General features: G+C 64.0%; 11 protein-coding genes. 4 read left to right on the forward strand and 7 right to left on the reverse strand.

The annotated features are described in order from the left end of the window. Positions 1 to 52 precede the first annotated feature (52 nt). From lpdA to LNV28_RS19500, 3 genes are all read right to left on the reverse strand, one after another. Complete coding sequence (gene lpdA / locus LNV28_RS19490) at positions 53 to 1,474, reverse strand: dihydrolipoyl dehydrogenase (RefSeq protein WP_263519504.1); 1,422 nt, start codon at positions 1,472 to 1,474, stop codon at positions 53 to 55. Between the two features lie 158 nt (positions 1,475 to 1,632). After that, positions 1,633 to 2,892: a 2-oxoglutarate dehydrogenase complex dihydrolipoyllysine-residue succinyltransferase gene (gene odhB, locus LNV28_RS19495; protein WP_263519503.1), complete on the reverse strand. Its 1,260-nt coding sequence runs from the start codon at positions 2,890 to 2,892 to the stop codon at positions 1,633 to 1,635. A 122-nt stretch (positions 2,893 to 3,014) separates the two neighbouring features. After that, positions 3,015 to 5,870: a 2-oxoglutarate dehydrogenase E1 component gene (locus LNV28_RS19500; RefSeq protein ID WP_263519502.1), complete on the reverse strand. Its 2,856-nt coding sequence runs from the start codon at positions 5,868 to 5,870 to the stop codon at positions 3,015 to 3,017. A gap of 456 nt (positions 5,871 to 6,326) precedes the next feature. Here LNV28_RS19500 and LNV28_RS19505 point away from each other — a divergent pair, with 456 nt between their 5' ends. The 3 genes from LNV28_RS19505 to LNV28_RS19515 all read left to right on the forward strand — a co-directional run bounded on the left by LNV28_RS19505 (position 6,327) and on the right by LNV28_RS19515 (position 9,278). After that, on the forward strand, positions 6,327 to 7,169 hold the full coding sequence (locus tag LNV28_RS19505; RefSeq protein ID WP_263519500.1) for an isopenicillin N synthase family dioxygenase: 843 nt from the start codon (positions 6,327 to 6,329) through the stop codon (positions 7,167 to 7,169). Positions 7,170 to 7,194: 25 nt separating this feature from the next. After that, entirely contained in the window at positions 7,195 to 7,584 is a 390-nt protein-coding gene (locus LNV28_RS19510; protein WP_263519499.1) for a hypothetical protein, read from the forward strand. A 143-nt stretch (positions 7,585 to 7,727) separates the two neighbouring features. Next, a complete protein-coding gene (locus LNV28_RS19515; RefSeq protein WP_263519680.1) occupies positions 7,728 to 9,278 on the forward strand; it encodes an ABC transporter substrate-binding protein in 1,551 nt (516 codons plus the stop codon). A 312-nt stretch (positions 9,279 to 9,590) separates the two neighbouring features. Here the strand turns inward: LNV28_RS19515 and LNV28_RS19520 are convergent, their stop codons facing one another. From LNV28_RS19520 to LNV28_RS19535, 4 genes are all read right to left on the reverse strand, one after another. Beyond that, positions 9,591 to 10,547, reverse strand: coding sequence for an NAD(P)H-dependent flavin oxidoreductase (locus tag LNV28_RS19520; protein ID WP_263519498.1), 957 nt, complete (start codon positions 10,545 to 10,547; stop codon positions 9,591 to 9,593). A 14-nt stretch (positions 10,548 to 10,561) separates the two neighbouring features. Beyond that, positions 10,562 to 12,355, reverse strand: a complete 1,794-nt coding sequence (locus LNV28_RS19525) for an acyl-CoA dehydrogenase (protein ID WP_263519497.1) — start codon at positions 12,353 to 12,355, stop codon at positions 10,562 to 10,564. Positions 12,356 to 12,456: 101 nt separating this feature from the next. Next, entirely contained in the window at positions 12,457 to 13,389 is a 933-nt protein-coding gene (locus tag LNV28_RS19530; RefSeq protein WP_263519496.1) for an electron transfer flavoprotein subunit alpha/FixB family protein, read from the reverse strand. A 31-nt stretch (positions 13,390 to 13,420) separates the two neighbouring features. After that, positions 13,421 to 14,173 carry an electron transfer flavoprotein subunit beta/FixA family protein gene (locus tag LNV28_RS19535; RefSeq protein ID WP_263519495.1) on the reverse strand — a complete coding sequence of 251 codons (753 nt, stop codon included), beginning with the start codon at positions 14,171 to 14,173 and terminating at the stop codon, positions 13,421 to 13,423. Positions 14,174 to 14,350: 177 nt separating this feature from the next. On the opposite strand from LNV28_RS19535, the gene murI reads away from it, so the two are divergent. Next, a complete protein-coding gene (gene murI, locus LNV28_RS19540; RefSeq protein ID WP_263519494.1) occupies positions 14,351 to 15,196 on the forward strand; it encodes a glutamate racemase in 846 nt (281 codons plus the stop codon). Position 15,197: the final 1 nt, after the last annotated feature.

Consider the following 15,197-nt stretch of genomic DNA (forward strand, 5'->3'; position numbering starts at 1 on the left):
GACCAAGGGGCGACCACGGCCGCCCCTTGTTGCTTGCGAATTCCGACCGGAATCAGAAGTTCAGCGTGCGCTTGTCCACGGCCAGGGCCGCTTCCTTGGTGGCTTCGCTCAAGCTCGGGTGAGCATGGCAAATGCGCGCGATGTCTTCGGCCGAGGCCTTGAACTCCATCGCAACCACGGCTTCCGAGATCAGCTCAGAAGCCATCGGGCCGATGATGTGCACGCCGAGGATTTCGTCGGTCTTGGCATCAGCCAGGAACTTGACGAAACCGTTGGTGTCACCCAGCGCGCGGGCGCGTCCATTGGCCAGGAAGGGGAACTGACCGGCCTTGTACTCGACGCCATCGGCCTTGAGCTGTTGCTCGGTGCGGCCAACCCAGGCGATCTCGGGGCTGGTGTAGATGACCCAGGGGATGGTATTGAAGTTGACATGACCATACTGGCCGGCAATGCGCTCGGCCACGGCCACGCCTTCTTCCTCGGCCTTGTGCGCCAGCATCGGGCCACGCACCACATCGCCGACCGCCCAGACATTGGGCAGATTGGTCTTGCAGTCGCAGTCCACCTCGATGGCGCCACGCTCGTCCAGCTTCAGGCCCACAGCCTCAGCATTCAGACCGATGGTGTTGGGCACGCGGCCGATCGAGATGATCAGCTTGTCGACGGCCAGGGTCTGGGCAGCGCCCTTGGCATCGGCGTAGGACACCGTCACGCCGTCCTTGCTCTTGGCGACTTCGCCGATCTTCACGCCCAGCTCGATCTTCAGGCCTTGCTTCTTGAACAGCTTGGCGGCTTCCTTGGCGACCGATTCATCGACCGCGCCGAGGAAGGTCGGCAGACCTTCCAGTACGGTGACTTCCGCGCCCAGGCGACGCCAGACCGAGCCCATTTCCAGGCCGATCACGCCGGAGCCGATCACGCCCAGCTTCTTCGGCACTTCGCCGATGCGCAAGGCGCCGTCATTGGACAGGATCAGCTCCTCGTCAAACGCTGCGCCAGGCAGCTGGCGAGCGTTGGAGCCGGTGGCCAGCACCACATGCTTGGCCAGGATGACTTCTTCGCCGGCCTTGACTTCGTACAGGCCGTCCTTGGCCGCCACGAAGGAGCCGCGGCCGTGGAAGAACGTGACCTTGTTCTTCTTGAACAGGTAGAGGATGCCGTCGTTGTTCTGCTTCACAACGGTGTCCTTGCGACCGATCATCTTCTTGATGTCGATGCGCACGTTGTCCGCCGAGATGCCGTGATCGGCAAAGTGGTGGTTGGCGTGCTCGAAGTGCTCGCTCGATTGCAGCAAGGCCTTGGACGGGATGCAGCCGACATTGGTACAGGTGCCGCCGGGCGCCGGGCCGCCCTTCTCGTTCTTCCACTCGTCAATGCAAGCGGTGTTGAAGCCCAGCTGGGCGGCACGGATGGCAGCGATATAGCCGCCGGGGCCGCCACCGATGACGACGACGTCGAATTGTTTGGTGCTCATTTGATTTCCTTCCAACGCAAACCCCGCAGCAGCGGGGCGTAGCGAGCGGCTTCAGGGCAAGGCGCGGGTGCCGAGGCACCGGAACGTAGCGGCGCTACGTGAGGATGCCGAGGACGGGCCCCGCAACGCCGCCATGAAGCCGCGCAGTAGCCCTAGGCTCAGATGTCGAACAACAGACGGGCGGGATCCTCGAGGGCTTCCTTCATGGTGACCAAGCCCAACACCGCTTCGCGGCCGTCAATGATGCGGTGGTCATACGACATGGCCAGATAGTTGATCGGGCGCACCACCACTTGACCGTTTTCGACGACGGCGCGGTCCTTGGTCGCATGCACGCCCAGGATGGCCGATTGCGGCGGGTTGATGATGGGGGTCGACAGCATGGAGCCGAAGGTGCCGCCGTTGGAGATCGAGAAGGTACCGCCGGTCAGGTCGTCCAGCGAGATCTTGCCTTCCTTGGCCTTTTGGCCGAATTCGGCGATCTTCTTTTCGATGTCGGCGAAGCTCAGCTGGTCGGCATTGCGGATGATGGGCACCACCAAGCCGCGCGGCGAACCGACGGCGATGCCGATGTCGAAGTAGCCGTGGTAGACGATGTCATTGCCATCGACCGAGGCGTTCAGCACCGGGTACTTCTTCAGGGCAGCGACCGCGGCCTTGACGAAGAAGCTCATGAAGCCCAGCTTGACGCCGTGTTCCTTCTCGAACTTTTCCTGGAACTTCTTGCGCATCTCCATCACCGGGGCCATGTTCACTTCATTGAACGTGGTCAGGATGGCGTTGGTCGCTTGCGATTGCAGCAGACGCTCGGCGACGCGGGCGCGCAGGCGGGTCATGGGCACGCGCTGCTCGGGGCGGTCGCCCAGATTCAGGGCAGCCGGTGCAGCCACGGCGGGCAGCGGCTTGGCCACAGACGGAGCGGCGGCCACGGCCACCGGAGCGGCCACAGCGGCGGGCTTGGCGCCAGCGGCCAGGGCGTCTCCCTTGGTCACGCGACCGTCCTTGCCGGAGCCGGCCACATCGGTGGCCGACAGGCCCTTCTCGGCCAGGATCTTGGCGGCGGCCGGCATGGCCACATCACCCTTGGCACCGCCGGTGACGGCGGCCGGGGCTGCAGCAGCCGGAGCAGCGGCGGCCACCACGGCCTTCACTTCCAGCGGGCTGACTTGTGCCGTGCCATCGGTGTCGATGCGGGCGATGACTTCTTCGCTGACCACGCTCTCGCCGTCGTTCTTGACGATCTGGGCCATCACACCGGCGCTCGGTGCGGGCACTTCGAGCACGACCTTGTCGGTCTCGATTTCCACCAGGATTTCATCGATGGCGACGGCTTGGCCGGGCTTCTTCTTCCAGGTCAGCAGCGTGCCTTCGGCGACGGACTCAGACAGCTGGGGGACTTTGACTTCAACGATTGCCATGATCTGTGTTCTTTCAACGTGTTCGCGGAGCTGAGGCGCCGTCTTGCGGCGGCATCAACAACAACATCAACAAGGGCGGCAAAAAGCGGGCGCTGTCTTGGCAGACGCCCGCTCGGCCCTTCTTACTTGGTGAGGATGAAACCCTTGAGCTTGCCGAAGGCCTGATCCAGCAGCGACTTCTGCTGCTCCTGGTGCAGGTGGGCGTAGCCGCAGGCCGGCGAGGCCGAAGCGGGACGGCCCGCGTAGCCCAGCTTCTGGCCGTCCAGCATGTTCTCGTGCACATAGTGCTGGACGAAGAACCAGGCACCTTGGTTCTGGGGCTCGTCCTGGCACCACACCAGCTCAGTCGCGCCGGGGTACTTCTTGATCTCGGCAGCGAAAGCCTTGTGCGGGAAGGGATAGAGCTGCTCGACGCGGATGATGGCCACGTCGGTGGACTTCTTTTCCTCGCGCTTGCGAACCAAGTCGTAATAGACCTTGCCCGAGCAGACGATCACGCGCTTGACCTTGTCGGCGCTGATCGAGGCATCCTGCTCGCCGATCACGGTGCGGAATTCACCCTTGGTGAATTCGCTCAGCGCCGACGTCGCGTCCTTGGCGCGCAGCAGGCTCTTGGGCGTCATGATGACCAAAGGCTTGCGGAACATGCGCAGCATCTGACGACGCAGGACGTGGAAGATCTGGCTGGCCGTGGTCGGCTGGACGATCTGCATATTGTTGTCCGCGGCCAGCTGCATGAAGCGCTCCAGGCGAGCCGAGCTGTGCTCGGGGCCTTGGCCTTCATAGCCGTGCGGCAGCATCATCACCAAGCCGTTGGCCCGGCCCCACTTCACTTCGCCGGAAGCAATGAACTGGTCGATCACCACCTGGGCGCCGTTCACGAAGTCGCCAAACTGAGCTTCCCAGATCGTCAACGAGTTGGGTTCAGCCGCGGCATAGCCGTACTCGAAGCCCAAGACCGCCTCTTCGCTGAGGATGGAGTCGATCACCACGAAGGGAGCCTGTCCTTCGGCCACGTTCTGCAAGGGGATGTAGGCACCCTCATCCCAGTTGCTGCGGTTCTGGTCGTGAATGACCGAGTGGCGGTGGGTGAAGGTGCCGCGGCCCGCGTCTTCGCCCGACAGGCGGATCGGATAGCCGCTGGCCACCAGCGAGGCGAAAGCCATGCTCTCGCCCATGCCCCAGTCCACATTGATCTCACCCCGGCCCATGGCCGCACGATCAGCGTACAGCTTTTGCACCAAGTTGTGAGCGACCAGGTCCTTGGGCAGCGTGGTCAGCTTGTCAGCCAAGCGCTTCCACTCGGACACCGGCAATGCGGTATCGCAGCTGTCAGTCCACTTCTTGCCAAGGAAAGGCGACCAGTCGGTGGCGTACTTGCTCTTGAAGTTGGTCAGCACCGGGTCCACGGTGTGGCGGCCTTCGTCCATGGCGGCACGGTAGGCCTTCACCATCTGGTCAGCACCGGCAGCATCGACCACGTTCTGTGCGGCCAGCTTGTCGGCGTAGACCTTGCGGGTACCCGGGTGGACCGCGATCTTCTTGTACATCAGGGGCTGGGTCAGAGAGGGGGTGTCCTGCTCGTTGTGGCCCAGCTTGCGGTAGCAGACGATGTCCAGTACCACGTCCTTGCGGAACTCGGCGCGGTAGTCCATGGCCAGTTGCATGGCCCACACCACCGCTTCCGGATCGTCGCCGTTCACATGCAGCACCGGCGCTTCGATCATCTTGACGACGTCGGTGCAATAGGCCGTGGAACGCAGGTCACGCGGATCGCTGGTCGTGAAACCGATCTGGTTGTTGATGACGATGTGCACCGTGCCACCCGTGCCGTAGCCACGGGTCTGGGCCATGCACAAGGTTTCCTGCACCACGCCCTGACCACCGAAGGCCGCATCGCCGTGCACCAGCACCGGCAAGACTTGGCTGCCGTTCTTGTCACCACGACGCTCCTGGCGGGCACGCACGCTGCCCTCGACGACCGGGTTGACGATCTCCAGGTGCGAGGGGTTGAAGGACAGCGACAGGTGAACCGGGCCACCCTTGGTGCTCACGTCGGAGCTGAAGCCTTGGTGGTACTTCACGTCACCGGCCGGCAGGTCTTCTGCGGCCTTGTGTTCGAACTCGGCGAACAGGTCGGCGGGCATCTTGCCCAGGGTGTTGACCAGCACGTTCAGGCGGCCACGGTGGGCCATGCCGATCACGATTTCCTGCACGCCACGTTGGCCGGCGCGCTGGATCAGTTCGTCCATGGCGGCGATGAAACTCTCACCGCCTTCCAGCGAGAAGCGCTTCTGGCCAACGTACTTGGTGTGCAGATAGCGCTCCAAGCCTTCCGCCGCCGTCAGGCGGTCCAGGATGTGACGCTTTTCTTCGGCGGTGAAGGTCGGCTTGCCGCGCGACTTCTCCAGGCGCTCTTGCCACCAGCGCTTTTCGCCGGGGTCGGTGCAGTGCATGAACTCGGAACCGACCGAGCTGCAGTAGGTTTCGCGAAGGGCCTGGACAATTTGACGCAGGCTCATCGTCTCGCCACCAAAGTAGGTGTTGGAGGCCGAGAAGCTGATGTCCATATCGGACTCGGTCAGGTCGTAGAACGCCGGATCGAGTTCAGGAATTTTGGGGCGCTCTGCGCGCTTGAGCGGGTCGAGCTCGGCCCAGCGGTTACCGAGGAAGCGGTAAGCGGCAATCAGGCTCTGCACATGCACTTGCTTGTGCGCAACGGCCAGATCGGCGCTCGAGGCCTTGGCGGCAAAGGCGTTGGCCTTGGCGCGTTGAGCGAAAGATTCGATCACCGGCGCATGCGGGACATCGCGTCCTTCGCCGCCATCGGTGGCGGGCACATGCTGAAGCGCGTCAAAGTACGCACGCCAGTTGTCGGGCACGGAGCCCGGGTTGTCGAGGTAAGCCTCGTACATCTCTTCGACATAGGGCGCGTTGCCCCCGAACAGGTATGAATTGGACCTGTATTGCTGCATCATCTTCGCTCACCTCTAGCCCCGGCTTCCAGGGATTTGGCTGGTTGATAAACCTTCCGCGACACGGCTCGACCGGTTGGCGGATTGCGACCCACCTTCGCTGTTGCCAGGAAAAGGGACGGGAAGGACCTAAAGTCTCAAGGGCGCGACTTTAACACCCTTGATTTCCTTCCACCCCCGAATTACGCGGGAGTTACCGCAACCGCCAAGCTCGCAGACCTTCGGCTGTATCGGCTTCCCCACGCAGAAGTTGAGGCTTTGTGCACGGATGTCGATCACCCGCCTCGTCGGCTTGCCTGCTCTGCTTTCACACGAAACTGCGCTACCGGTGGCCAAAACAAGGCCAAGCACGCCAAGCAAACGTTTGCGAATCATTCTCGATTGGCGCTAGACTCAGCCCTGCGCGCCGCGGCCCCGCGATTGAATGGCACGGCGTCGGGACAAAGATCAGGAGATCCCATGCAAGTTCGCGTCGTTGACTACCGGGCGGCCGATGCGGCCGAAGCCTTCACCCGTTCCCTGCACGAAACCGGCTTCGGCGTGCTGGTCAACCACCCCATCCAGCAAGAGCTGGTCGAGAAGATTTACACCGATTGGCTGGCCTTCTTCAACACCGAAGAAAAACACCAGTTCACCTTTTCCAAGGAAAAGCAGGACGGTTACTTCTCCACCGAAATCTCCGAGACGGCCAAGGGCGCGAGCCAGAAGGACATCAAGGAGTATTTCCATGTCTACCCTTGGGGTCGTGTGCCCGCTTCGCTGAAGGCGGATGCGGACAGCTATTACGCAAAGGCCAACACCTTGGCGCAGGAGCTTTTGGGCTGGGTGGAACGCTATACGCCGCCCGAGATTGCCCAACACTACAGCGAGCCGCTCTCGCAGATGATCCAGGACAGCCAGCAAACCCTGCTGCGTGTGCTGCGCTACCCGCCCCTGACCGGCCAAGAACCGGCTGGCTCGATCCGCGCCGCGGCCCATGGCGATATCAATCTGCTGACCATCCTGCCCGCAGCCAACGAACCGGGCCTGCAGGTGCAAGACATGAACGGCAATTGGATCGATGTGCCCTGCGACTTCGGCATGCTGATCATCAATATCGGCGACATGCTGCAGGAGGCTTCGCGCGGCTACTACCCTTCGACCCAGCACCGCGTCGTCAACCCGACCGGCGACGGTGCCAAGAAGAGCCGCATCTCCCTGCCCCTGTTCCTACATCCGCGCAACGAGGTGGTGCTGAGCGAGCGTTACACCGCCCACAGCTATCTGCAGGAGCGTTTGCGCGAACTGGGCGTCAAGGCCTGAGACCGGGCGGCGCCACAATCGCGCCATGCCCGGCCCCGCCATCATCGAGATCCACCCCGAAGCGCCGCCCAAGCCGGCGCGAGGGCTGCCCTGCAATGGCTGCGGCCTGTGCTGCTTGAGCGAGCCCTGCCCGATCGGTGTGTTGGTCAGCCGAAAGCGCCAAGGGCGCTGCAATGCCCTGCGCTGGTCCGCTGAAGAGCGCCGCTATGTTTGCGGCATGCTGAGCACGCCTTGGCGACATCTGGGCGCTACTCGCCCCTGGGCCAATGATGCTGCGCGCCGCCGCAATCGCCTGCTGGCCCGGCTGTGCCGGCGCTGGATCGCCGCTGACGTCGGGTGCGATGCCGATCTTGAAGCCGAGGCCGCGCCGACATCCGGGCAAGCCACTACGAACGAGTCGGAACAGCAGGGCTAGCATGCGCGCTGAAACCGGCCCACCACCATCCCGTGTGGGCCGTGCTCGAAACTCGACAGGAGTATTCCTTGAAGCACGCATACAAGCCCCTGATCCAGCGCAGCACCTCGGCGCTGTTCGGCAGTTCCGCCCTGACCCTGGCCATGGCCTTCAGCGGCCTGATGAGTCTGCATAGCGCCACCCAGGCCGCACCGCTGCGCTGGGCTGCCCAGAATGACATCCAGACTCTGGATCCGCATGCGCAGAACCACTCGACCACCACCAACATCACCGGTTACGCCTACGAAGGCCTGACCCGCTACAACGAGAAATTCCAGCCCGAGCCTTCCCTGGCCAGCAAGTGGACGCAGATCAGCCCGACGCAGATCCGCTTTGAACTGCGCCGCGGCGTCAAGTTCCATGACGGTACGCCCTTCACGGCTGACGATGTGGTCTTCTCGCTGGCTCGCATTCGCCAACCTCAGGCCAATATGCAGATCTTCGTCAGCGGCATCAAAGAGGCGAAGAAGATCGACGACCACACCGTCGACCTGATGCTCGACGGCCCCAACCCGGTGCTGCTGCGCAACCTGACCAACTTCCGCATCATGAGCAAGGCTTGGGCGGAGAAGAACAAGTCGGTCAACCCGCAGGACTACAAGGCCAAGGAAGACACCTTTGCCTCGCGCAATGCCATGGGCACTGGCCCCTACCGCATCACTGCGTGGCAGCCCGACCAACGCATCAGCATGGTGGCCAACAAGGACTGGTGGGACACGAACAAGGGCAATGTCACCGAGATCAGCTACCTGCCGATCAAGAGCGATGCCACCCGCGTGGCCGCCCTGCTCTCCGGCGACGTCGACCTGCTGACCGACCTGCCCACCCAAGATGTCGCCAAGCTCAAGGCTGACCCCAAGCTCAAGGTCCTGGACGGCCCCGAGAATCGCACCATCTTCTTCGCCATGGACGAGAGCAGTGACGAGCTGCGCGGCTCCAACATCAAGGGCAAGAACCCCTTCAAGGACCGCCGCGTGCGCGAGGCGCTGAACCTGGCCATTGACCGCGAAGCGATCCGCCGCAGCCTGATGCGCGGCCTGTCGGTGCCGGCTGCCATCATGGTGGCACCTGGCGTCAACGGGCACACGCCCGACATCGACCAGCCGCTCAAGGCCGATATTGAAAAGGCCAAGAAGCTGCTGGCGGAAGCCGGCTATGCCGATGGCTTCGAGGTGCCGCTGAACTGCCCGAATGATCGCTACGTCAACGACGAAGAGATCTGCCAGGCTGCGGTGGCCATGTGGGCCAAGATCGGCGTCAAGGCCAAGCTCAGTGCCCAGCCCATGTCACAGCACTCGGTGCTGCTGCAGAAATACGAATCGCCCTTCTACCTCTACGGCTGGGGCGTGCCGACCTTTGACGGCCAGTACACGCTGCAAGACATCGTCCACACCAAGACCTCGGGCGTTGACGGCAAGGGCAATTATTCGCGGGTCAGCGATGCCAAGATCGACCAACTGGTCCAGGCCATGAAGACCGAAAACGATGTGGCCAAGCGCAATGGCATGATCCGCGAAGCGCTGCTGCGGGTGCGCGATGAGTACTTCTTCATCCCCATCCACCACCAAGTCCGTCCCTGGGCCATGCGCAGCAATGTCGACACCCTGCACCGCGCGGACGACAAACCCGAGGCGCGCTTCACGACGCTGAAGTAGAGAGGCCACAACGGCCAAGCGTCATGAACAAGCCACCCATCGGGGTGGCTTTTTTGCTTACTCAACGATGCGGCGAGCAACACCTATCGGCACTGAGCCGTCGTTCGCGGAGAAGTTTCAGCACGCAGAGTTCGCAGAGGACCGCAGAGGACGCTGAGAACGCAATCCTCGCTCTTCTTCTCTCTCTGCGACCTCTGCGAGCCTCCGCGCACTCTGCGTTCGTATTCAAATCTCAGTGAACGACGGTTCTGTGCCGCAAGCGGTCCACGGCACACCACTACGTCAGCCACTTCTTAAGCAGCCGATGCGAGGTCAACCCAGGCTCAAGCGCTTGCGTGCCGCCTGGTACTCGCTCGCCAAGCGCGCCACCAGCTCGGCCGCAGGCACCACGGCGCGGATGGCACCGATGCCCTGGCCACAGCCCCAGATGTCTTTCCAGGCCTTGCCGCCGGCGCTGCCGCCGAAGTTCATCGCACTGGGGTCGCTTTCGGGCAGGTGGTCCGGGTCCATGCCGGCCTTGACGATGGAGCCACGCAAGTAGTTGCCGTGCACGCCGGTGAACAGGTTGCTGTAGACGATGTCGTCGCTGTTGCTGTCGACAATCATCTGCTTGTAATCCTCGGCGGCGCGGGCCTCCTCGGTGGCGATGAAGGCCGAACCGATATAGGCCAGATCCGCACCCATGGCCTGGGCGGCCAGCACCGCGTCGCCGCTGGCGATGGAGCCCGACAGCGCCACCGGGCCCTGGAACCATTCGCGGATTTCCTGGATCAGCGCGAACGGGCTCTTCACCCCCGCATGGCCGCCAGCACCGGCCGCGACGGCGATCAGGCCGTCGGCGCCCTTCTCGATCGCTTTCTTGGCGAACTTGTTGTTGATGACGTCGTGCAGCACGATGCCACCCCAGGCGTGCACGGCCTGGTTGACGTCCTCACGCGCGCCCAGCGAAGTGATGATGATGGGCACCTTGTACTTGGCGCACACCGCCATGTCGTGCTCGAGCCGTTCATTGCTCTTGTGCACGATCTGGTTGATGGCGAAAGGAGCAGCCGGCTTGTCCGGGTTGGCGCGGTTGTAGGCCGCCAATTCGGTGGTGATTTCGTTCAGCCATTCATCGAGCAACTCGGCCGGCCGGGCATTGAGCGCCGGCATGGAGCCGACGATGCCGGCCTTGCACTGCGCGATCACCAGCTTGGGGTTGCTGATGATGAACAGGGGCGAGCCGATGATGGGCAGCGGCAGCTGCTTCAGGATCTCAGGGAGTGCCATCGTGCCGCGCCCGATCAGAAAGCGTCCAGGGCCAGGGCGGTGACGCTGTCGGCGCCCTCGACGATGGCATCGCGCGTGCCACCGGCACGGCTCAGGATGTGCTCGGCATAGAAGCGCGCGGTGGCGATCTTGGCCGACATGAAGGCGGTGTCTTCACCGGCCGCCAGCTTGTCCTCGGCCACCAGCAGTGAGCGCGCCAGCTGCCAGCCGGCGACCAGATTGCCAGCCAGCATCAGATAGGGCACGGAGCCGGCGTAGGTCGCATTCGGGTTGCTGCGGGCATTGGCGGCGATGAAGTTCACCACATCGACAAAGGCCAGGCGGGCCGCGGTCAGGCGCTTTTGCACCGCGCGGGCGGCGGCGCTGTCGCGCGTCAGCAGCTGCGCTTCGGTGGCCTCGACCATGGCCGCGATGGCGCGGGCAAAGGCGCCGCCGTCGCGTGCAGTCTTGCGGCCGACCAGGTCATTGGCCTGGATGGCGGTCGTGCCTTCGTAAATCGTCAGGATCTTGGCGTCGCGGTAATGCTGGGCGGCGCCGGTTTCCTCGATGAAGCCCATGCCGCCGTGCACCTGCACGCCCAGGTCGGTGACCTCCAGGCTCATCTCGGTGCTGTAGCCCTTGACCAGGGGCACGAGGAATTCGTAGAAGGCTTGGCTCTGCTTGCGGATCTCGGCATCGGCGTGGTGGTGGGCCGCGTCGTAGGCCGCGGCGGCCACGCTGGACATGGCACGGCAACCCTCGGTCAGGGCGCGCATGGTCATCAGCATGCGACGCACATCGGGGTGGTGGATGATGGCGCCGGCACCCGGCAGCGAGCCGTCCACCGGGCGCGACTGCACGCGCTCGCGGGCGAAGCTGGCGGCCTTTTGGTAAGCGCGCTCGGCCACCGCGATGCCCTGCACGCCGACGCCAAAGCGGGCGGCGTTCATCATGATGAACATGTACTCGAGGCCACGGTTCTCTTCGCCGATCAGCGTACCGATGGCGCCGCCATGGTCGCCGAACTGCAGAACACAAGTCGGGCTGGCCTTGATGCCCATCTTGTGCTCGATGGACACGCAGTGAGCGTCGTTGCGCGCGCCCAGGGAGCCGTCGGCATTGACCAGGAACTTGGGCACGATGAAGAGGCTGATGCCCTTCACACCTTCCGGCGCACCGGCCACACGGGCCAGCACCAGATGGACGATGTTCTCGGCCATGTCGTGCTCACCGTAGGTGATGAAAATCTTGGTGCCGAAGATCTTGTAGGTACCGTCACCTTGGGGCTCGGCGCGGGTGCGCACCTGGGCCAGGTCCGAACCGGCTTGCGGCTCGGTCAGGTTCATGGTGCCGGTCCAGCTGCCGTCGATCAGCTTGGGGATGAAGGTATTCTTTTGTTCGTCGGAACCCGCCGTCAGCAGCGCTTCGATGGCGCCATCGGTCAGCAGCGGGCAGAGCGCAAAGCTCAGATTGGCGCTGTTGATCATCTCGCCGCAGGCGGCACCGATGGTCTTGGGGAGGCCCTGGCCGCCAAAATCAGCGGGGTGCTGCAGACCTTGCCAGCCGCCTTCGGCGAACTGCTTGAAGGCCTGTTTGAAGCCGGTGGTGGTGAAAACTTCGCCATCCTTCCAGTAGGAAGGGGCCTTGTCACCTTCCCAGTTCAGCGGTGCGACCACGTCCTCGTTGAACTTGGCGCACTCTTCCAGCACGGCCTGAGCGGTGTCGATGCCGAAATCGGCGAATGCAGGGATTTGCTCGGTCAGGGCTTGCAGGCCAGCGAGCTCCTGCATATTGAACAGCATGTCCTTGACGGGGGCACGGTAGGTCATGATTTTGTCTCCAGCGATCTCAGATTCAGATACAACAAGGGCGCCGCGACCGTGAGTCGGGCGCCCTGGGGCTCACTCGATGGTGGGGGCTGAGCGCGAACTCAGAGGCTGTTCACCAGCTCCGGCACGGCGGTGAACAGATCGGCTTCCAGGCCGTAGTCGGCCACCGAGAAGATCGGCGCTTCGGCGTCCTTGTTGATCGCGACGATCACCTTGGAATCCTTCATGCCGGCCAGATGCTGGATCGCGCCGCTGATGCCGCAGGCGATGTAGAGCTGTGGGGCGACGATCTTGCCGGTCTGGCCGACCTGCCAGTCGTTCGGGGCATAACCGGCATCCACGGCGGCACGCGAGGCGCCGAGCGCGGCACCCAGCTTGTCGGCCAGGGGCGTCAGCACTTCCATGAACTTGTCGTTGGAACCCAGGGCACGGCCACCGGAGACGATGATCTTGGCAGCGGTCAGCTCGGGGCGGTCGCTCTTGGTCACTTCACGGCCGGCGAAGCTGCTCTTGCCGCTGTCGGCGGCGGCAGCCACGGTTTCCGCGGCGGCGCTGCCACCTTGAGCGGCTGCGGCGTCAAAACCGGTGGTGCGCACGGTCAGCACCTTGGTGGCATCGCTGCTTTGCACGGTGGCGATGGCATTGCCGGCGTAGATGGGGCGCTCGAAGGTGTCGGCGCTGATGACCTTGGTGACATCGCTCAGCTGGGCCACGTCCAGCAAGGCGGCCACGCGCGGCGCGACGTTCTTGCCCGAGGCGGTGGCCGGGAACAGGATGTGGCTGTAGCCGCCGGCAATCGCCAGCACCTGGGCGGCCAGGTTTTCGGCCAGGCCGTTTTCCAGCGCGGCGGAGTCGGCGTGCAGCACCTTGCTCACACCAGCGATCTGGGCCGCAGCAGCGGCCGCGGCGCCGGCGTTGAAACCGGCCACCAGCACATGGACGTCACCGCCGGCAGCCAATGCCGCGGTCACGGTGTTCAGCGTCGCGCCCTTGATGGAGGCGTTGTCGTGTTCAGCAATCACGAGAGCAGTCATTGTGTTTTCTCCGAATTCTTCTGATCTGGGTTCAGCCAATGACCTTGGCTTCGTTCTTCAGCTTGTCGACCAGGGCGGCCACATCGGCCACCTTGATGCCGGCGCTGCGCTTGGGCGGCTCTTCGACCTTGAGGGTCTTGATGCGCGGGCTCACGTCCACACCCAGATCGGCCGGCTTGACGATGTCCAGCTGCTTCTTCTTGGCCTTCATGATGTTGGGCAGGGTGACGTAGCGCGGCTCGTTCAGGCGCAGGTCGGTGGTGATGACGGCCGGCAGGCTCAGCTTCACGGTTTCCAGGCCGCCATCGACTTCACGGGTGACGGACACGGCGCCATCGGCCACTTCCACCTTGCTGGCGAACGTGCCTTGCGGCAGGCCGGTCAGGGCCGCCAGCATCTGGCCGGTCTGGTTGCAGTCGTCGTCAATCGCCTGCTTGCCCAGGATGACCAGCTGAGGTTGCTCCTTGTCGACCAGGGCCTTGAGGATCTTGGCCACGGCCAGGGGCTGCAATTCGGCATCGGTCTCGACCAGGATGGCGCGGTCGGCGCCGATGGCCATGGCGGTGCGCAGGGTTTCCTGGCACTGGGTGACACCGCAGGACACCGCGATCACCTCGGTGACCACGCCTTTTTCCTTCAGGCGCACGGCTTCTTCGATGGCGATCTCGTCGAAGGGGTTCATCGACATCTTGACGTTGGCGGTGTCCACACCGCTGCCGTCGCTCTTGACGCGCACCTTGACGTTGTAGTCGACCACGCGTTTGACTGGGACCAAGACCTTCATCGATTACTCCAAGGCTAATTGACGTTAACGTTAATCAGATTCTAAGGGGGCCACCCGAAGGCGGTTGGGGCATCTTTGCCAACATCGGGGATGCAGCCAAAAAAGCACGATCGTTCTATTCTAAGCATGAAGCCAGAGTCGCGTCGGGCTGCCGCTAGACTGCAGCCCCCAATGAGCATGAGCAGCAGCCCTCCCCTCGCCGCGGCACGGCCGCCCGCGCCCACCATCGGCGTCTTCGATTCCGGCGTCGGCGGCCTGACCGTGCTGCGCGCCCTGCAGCAGGCGCTGCCCCAGGCAGCCCTGCACTATGTGGCCGACGCCGCCCACGCGCCCTACGGCCCGCGCAGCCCCGACTTCATCCGCGAGCGCAGCCTGCGCCTGGCCGACTACCTGGTGAGCCAGGGCGCGGGCATGCTGGTGGTCGCCTGCAACACCGCCACGGCGCACGCCATCGGCACGTTACGCCAGCGCTGGCCCGAGCTGCCCATCGTCGGCACCGAGCCCGGCATCAAGCCGGCGGTCGCGGCCAGCCTGGCGCGCACAAACGGCCCGCGAGGCTCACGCATCGGCGTGCTCGCTACCGTCGCCACCATCGCCAGCGCTCGCTACCAGGACTTGATCAGCCGACATGCCGAGGGCATCGAGGTGTTCAGCCAGCCCTGCCCCGGCCTGGTCGACCTGATCGAGCGGGGACAGCTGGACACGCCCGAGCTTCACGCCCTGCTGGACCGGCTGTGCCAACCTCTGCGCGAGGCCGGCGTGGACACGGTACTGATGGGCTGCACCCACTACCCACTGGTGCAGCCGGCCCTGCAGCGCGCCCTGGGGCCGCAGGTGCAGCTGCTCAATATCGAAACCGCCGTGGCTCAGCGCGCAGCAGCCTTGTGGGGCACGCAGGACGTGGAATCCGAATCCCGCCCCGCCCTGCGGCTGGAAACGACCGGCGAGGCCGCCAGGTTGCAAGACTTTGTGCGCCAGGTCCTGGCCTGGCCGGACGCTCGGGCCGCCCGCGTGCAGGCCTGAG

This window comes from Paucibacter sp. DJ2R-2, assembly GCF_025717675.1.
Taxonomy (GTDB): Bacteria; Pseudomonadota; Gammaproteobacteria; order Burkholderiales; family Burkholderiaceae_C; genus Paucibacter_A.

Coding starts and splice junctions, on each gene's coding strand:
- LNV28_RS19525 (WP_263519497.1), bottom strand. CDS start 12,355: ATGACCTACCGTGCCCCCGTCAAGGACATGCTGTTCAATATGCAGGAG.
- odhB (WP_263519503.1), bottom strand. CDS start 2,892: ATGGCAATCGTTGAAGTCAAAGTCCCCCAGCTGTCTGAGTCCGTCGCC.
- LNV28_RS19505 (WP_263519500.1), top strand. CDS start 6,327: ATGCAAGTTCGCGTCGTTGACTACCGGGCGGCCGATGCGGCCGAAGCC.
- LNV28_RS19535 (WP_263519495.1), bottom strand. CDS start 14,173: ATGAAGGTCTTGGTCCCAGTCAAACGCGTGGTCGACTACAACGTCAAG.
- LNV28_RS19515 (WP_263519680.1), top strand. CDS start 7,728: ATGGCCTTCAGCGGCCTGATGAGTCTGCATAGCGCCACCCAGGCCGCA.
- LNV28_RS19500 (WP_263519502.1), bottom strand. CDS start 5,870: ATGATGCAGCAATACAGGTCCAATTCATACCTGTTCGGGGGCAACGCG.
- LNV28_RS19510 (WP_263519499.1), top strand. CDS start 7,195: ATGCCCGGCCCCGCCATCATCGAGATCCACCCCGAAGCGCCGCCCAAG.
- LNV28_RS19520 (WP_263519498.1), bottom strand. CDS start 10,547: ATGGCACTCCCTGAGATCCTGAAGCAGCTGCCGCTGCCCATCATCGGC.
- lpdA (WP_263519504.1), bottom strand. CDS start 1,474: ATGAGCACCAAACAATTCGACGTCGTCGTCATCGGTGGCGGCCCCGGC.
- murI (WP_263519494.1), top strand. CDS start 14,351: ATGAGCAGCAGCCCTCCCCTCGCCGCGGCACGGCCGCCCGCGCCCACC.
- LNV28_RS19530 (WP_263519496.1), bottom strand. CDS start 13,389: ATGACTGCTCTCGTGATTGCTGAACACGACAACGCCTCCATCAAGGGC.